The 3,224-nt window shown below is 58.2% G+C and carries 4 protein-coding genes; all 4 read right to left on the bottom strand.

The window, feature by feature from the left end:
• Positions 1-5 precede the first annotated feature (5 nt).
• Positions 6-776 carry an SDR family oxidoreductase gene (locus ACR0JF_RS23185; protein WP_170663405.1) on the bottom strand — a complete coding sequence of 257 codons (771 nt, stop codon included), beginning with the start codon at positions 774-776 and terminating at the stop codon, positions 6-8.
• Positions 773-1,813 (bottom strand): alcohol dehydrogenase catalytic domain-containing protein, encoded by a 1,041-nt coding sequence (locus ACR0JF_RS23180; protein WP_170663407.1) that lies wholly within the window; start codon positions 1,811-1,813, stop codon positions 773-775. The genes ACR0JF_RS23185 and ACR0JF_RS23180 overlap by 4 nt, the downstream gene beginning before the upstream one ends.
• Positions 1,810-2,910: a mandelate racemase/muconate lactonizing enzyme family protein gene (locus tag ACR0JF_RS23175; RefSeq protein WP_170663409.1), complete on the bottom strand. Its 1,101-nt coding sequence runs from the start codon at positions 2,908-2,910 to the stop codon at positions 1,810-1,812. Before ACR0JF_RS23175 ends, ACR0JF_RS23180 begins: the two co-directional genes overlap by 4 nt.
• A partial coding sequence (locus ACR0JF_RS23170) for an ABC transporter permease subunit (RefSeq protein ID WP_170663411.1) occupies positions 2,907-3,224 on the bottom strand: 318 nt, incomplete at its 5' end. The genes ACR0JF_RS23170 and ACR0JF_RS23175, both read right to left, overlap by 4 nt.

Here is a 3,224-nt window from a genome sequence, read left to right as displayed (position 1 = left end):
CGGTGCTAACGCCCCATCCAGCCCCCGTCGACGACAAGGATTTCACCGTTGACGAAGTCAGACGCGGCAGAGGCCAGAAAGACCACCGGTCCGGCAAAGTCACCAGGCGTACCCCAACGGCCCTGGGGTGTTCGTTCAAGGATCGACTTCGATCGGACCGGATCATCCCGCAGGGCTTGGGTGTTGTCGGTCGCGATGTAGCCAGGCGCGATCGCATTCACATTCACGCCCTGCCCGGCCCATTCGTTGGCCAAAGCCTTGGTCAGTTGTCCAATCCCACCTTTCGAAGCCGCATATCCCGGCACGGTAATACCGCCTTGAAATGTTAGCAGCGAAGCTGTGAAAATGATCTTACCCGATCCGCGCGCCAGCATGTCCTTGCCGATCTCGCGAGACAGAACGAACTGCGAGGACAGGTTCACCTCAATCACTTCGTCCCACCAGTCGTCCGGGTGTTCGGCAGCGGGTTTGCGTTTGATCGTGCCCGCATTGTTGACAAGGATATCAGGGGTTTGCCCGTCGACCCTCAACTGATCAACGAACCCATGCAGCGCGGCGCGATCCGAGAAGTCGCATTGGTAAGCCCGGAACTTGCGCCCAATCGCAGTCACGGCTTTTTCGACATCCGACCCGGACAGCTCGAGCGAGGCGGACACTCCGATGATATCGGCTCCGGCCGATGCCAATGCCTCGGCCATGCCACGCCCAATACCGCGTTTGCACCCAGTCACAAGGGCCGTCTTTCCCGCCAGGTCGAAACTTTGCAAAACACTCATGAATGCGGTCCTACTTCGATCAGGCTTTTCATTGCGGTTGGACTGCGATCCAGTGCTTCAAACGCGGCCTGAATGTCTGCCAGAGGGCTGACGTCAGTAATCACGACATCCGCGTCCACTCCGCCCGAGGCGACAACTGCGATGGCTTTCTCGTAATCCTCTGGCTCATAGACCCTAGCACCGATCAGTTGCAGCTCTCGCCAGAAGAACTGGAACAGGTCGATCTGGGGCTTTTGGGCATGGATCGCGACCATCACGATCCGAGCCCGCGTCGCGGCAACGGCGGTCATCGCATCAACACCGGGCTGCGTTCCCGACACTTCGAAAACCACATCCGCACCTTTGTCGCCCGTGCGCGCGTTGATTGTGGACACCAGATCGGTTTCGGTTGGGTTGATCGTGTCGAAACCAAGCTTTTCGGCAATCGCCAGACGGTTTTGGTTCACTTCGGAAATCACAACGTTTCCGCCCGCGTCCCGCGCAACCATGGCAACCAGAATGCCGATCGGGCCTCCGCCAATGACGACAACGTCCTCTCCTGTTTGCAGGCCAGACAGCCGCACATCGTGGCAGGCAACGGCGACCGGTTCGATCAGCGCCGCGTGATCCATGCGCAAGTCATCCGGCAGAACGTGCAAGGTGTGGGCCGGAACGGTCCAGATCTCTTGCATGGCACCATCGGTATCGAGGCCGAGAAACTTGAGGTTCTGACAGATATGCTGATGCCCCCGTTTGCAGGCCGGGCATTCTCCGCAGTGATCCAGCGGTCGGACAACGACCTTTTGGCCGGGTTTTACTGTATCGACGCCCTCGCCCACCGCTTCTATGACACCTGACATCTCATGCCCAATTACCCGGTTCAGGCCGACACGGGCATCCATGTTGCCGTGGTAGACGTGCATATCCGTCCCGCAAATCCCACAATAGGCAACGCGAATGGCAGCCTCGCCAGGGCCCGGATCTGTCGCTTGGGCTTGCTCTACAGCAAAGCTCTTGTTGCCCCTGTAGTATGCCGCAGAGATCGTCTGGGTCGTCATGTATGCATCTCCTTGTGTTCCGCATTCAATTTGTCCCAGTTGAATTCCACTCCTGTTCCCGGGGTATCCGGGGCCACAGCCAAACAATCTTCCACAACCAGCGGACGGGTCGTGTACTGGTCTATCGGGAATGAGTGTACTTCTAGCCAGCCTGCGTTGGGCTGCGCAGAAACAAGGCTGACGTGTAGCTCCTGCATCCCATGACTGCAAACCGGAATGCCGTGCTGTGCGCTTAGCGCGGCCACGCGCAGCCAGCCGGTGATTCCACCGCAGTTTGAGGCATCGGGCTGGATAAAACTCAGTTTCGCGTCGTCAAAGGCGTATTCAAATTCGTGTATGGTGTGCAGGTTTTCACCCATGGCAAGGGGAACGCCCGTCGCTTCGACAATCCGACCATAACCTTTGTAGTCGTCTGGAATGGTCGGTTCCTCGAACCACAGAATATCGCAGTCGGTAAACCCTCTGGCAGCCACGATGGCCTCTTCGACGCTCATAGAGTAATTCGCGTCAACCATGAAGAACCGGTCCGGGCCCAGCATCTCGCGCACCGCCCGGGCACGTGCAAGATCGTCGGCCAGGTCTGGTTGACCGACCTTGATCTTGACTGCGTTGAACCCACGCGCAAGGTACCCTTCGGTCTGACGCAGCAGTTTCTCCAACGAGAAATTCAGGTCGATCCCGCCGGCATAGGCCTTGCACCTTTTCGACGCTCCACCGGCCATCTGCCACAATGGCGCATTCTGCGTTCTGCCGCGAATATCCCACAGTGCAATATCCACGGCCGAGATGGCAAACGAGGCGATCCCGCCCCGTGCGACGTAGTGCACGTGCCACTGCATGGCATCGTACAGGCTTTCGATCTGTTCGGCGTCTTGTCCTACAAGGAACGGTGCCAGGTCATGCTTGATCATCGCCAGAATGGCGTGACCACCCTTGCCCCCGGTATAGGTATACCCGACCCCCTCGACCCCATCCGAGGTTTGAATGGTGACCGTGATCAATTGAAAAAACGTGTGATCCCCATGTTTGGCATCGACGAGGACCTCTGCGAGCGGAACGTTGAACAGCCGCGCTGAAACACTTTCTATGCGATTCACGAACCCAAGACCTTCTGCTGCCTGGCAATAACCCGAGACTGTAAAAGGATGACCGCAAATAGAAAGCCTCCACGTATGACCATCTGCCAATAGGCACTGAAACTGATGGTGCCCTGACCGTTTTCAAAATTTAGAACGTTGAAGACCAGCCCCAGCAACAACGCACCTGCCACCGTCGCAGGGATCGAACCCATCCCACCCGTCAACAAAGTGCCGCCCACCACGACGGACGCGATGGCCGACAATTCCCAGCCGATGCCCTCAAGGGGTTGTCCGGCTCCGAAGCCCGAGGCCAGAAAGACGCCGGCCAGCCC

This window comes from Ruegeria sp. BG11, from assembly GCF_056538565.1.
The sequence above is the reverse complement of the archived record's forward strand: the minus strand, read 5'-3'. Positions and strand labels throughout refer to the sequence as shown.

What these genes read in the sequence shown, in the direction of transcription:
- ACR0JF_RS23180 (WP_170663407.1), bottom strand. Translation starts at nt 1,813, where the DNA reads ATGACGACCCAGACGATCTCTGCGGCATACTACAGGGGCAACAAGAGC.
- ACR0JF_RS23185 (WP_170663405.1), bottom strand. Translation starts at nt 776, where the DNA reads ATGAGTGTTTTGCAAAGTTTCGACCTGGCGGGAAAGACGGCCCTTGTG.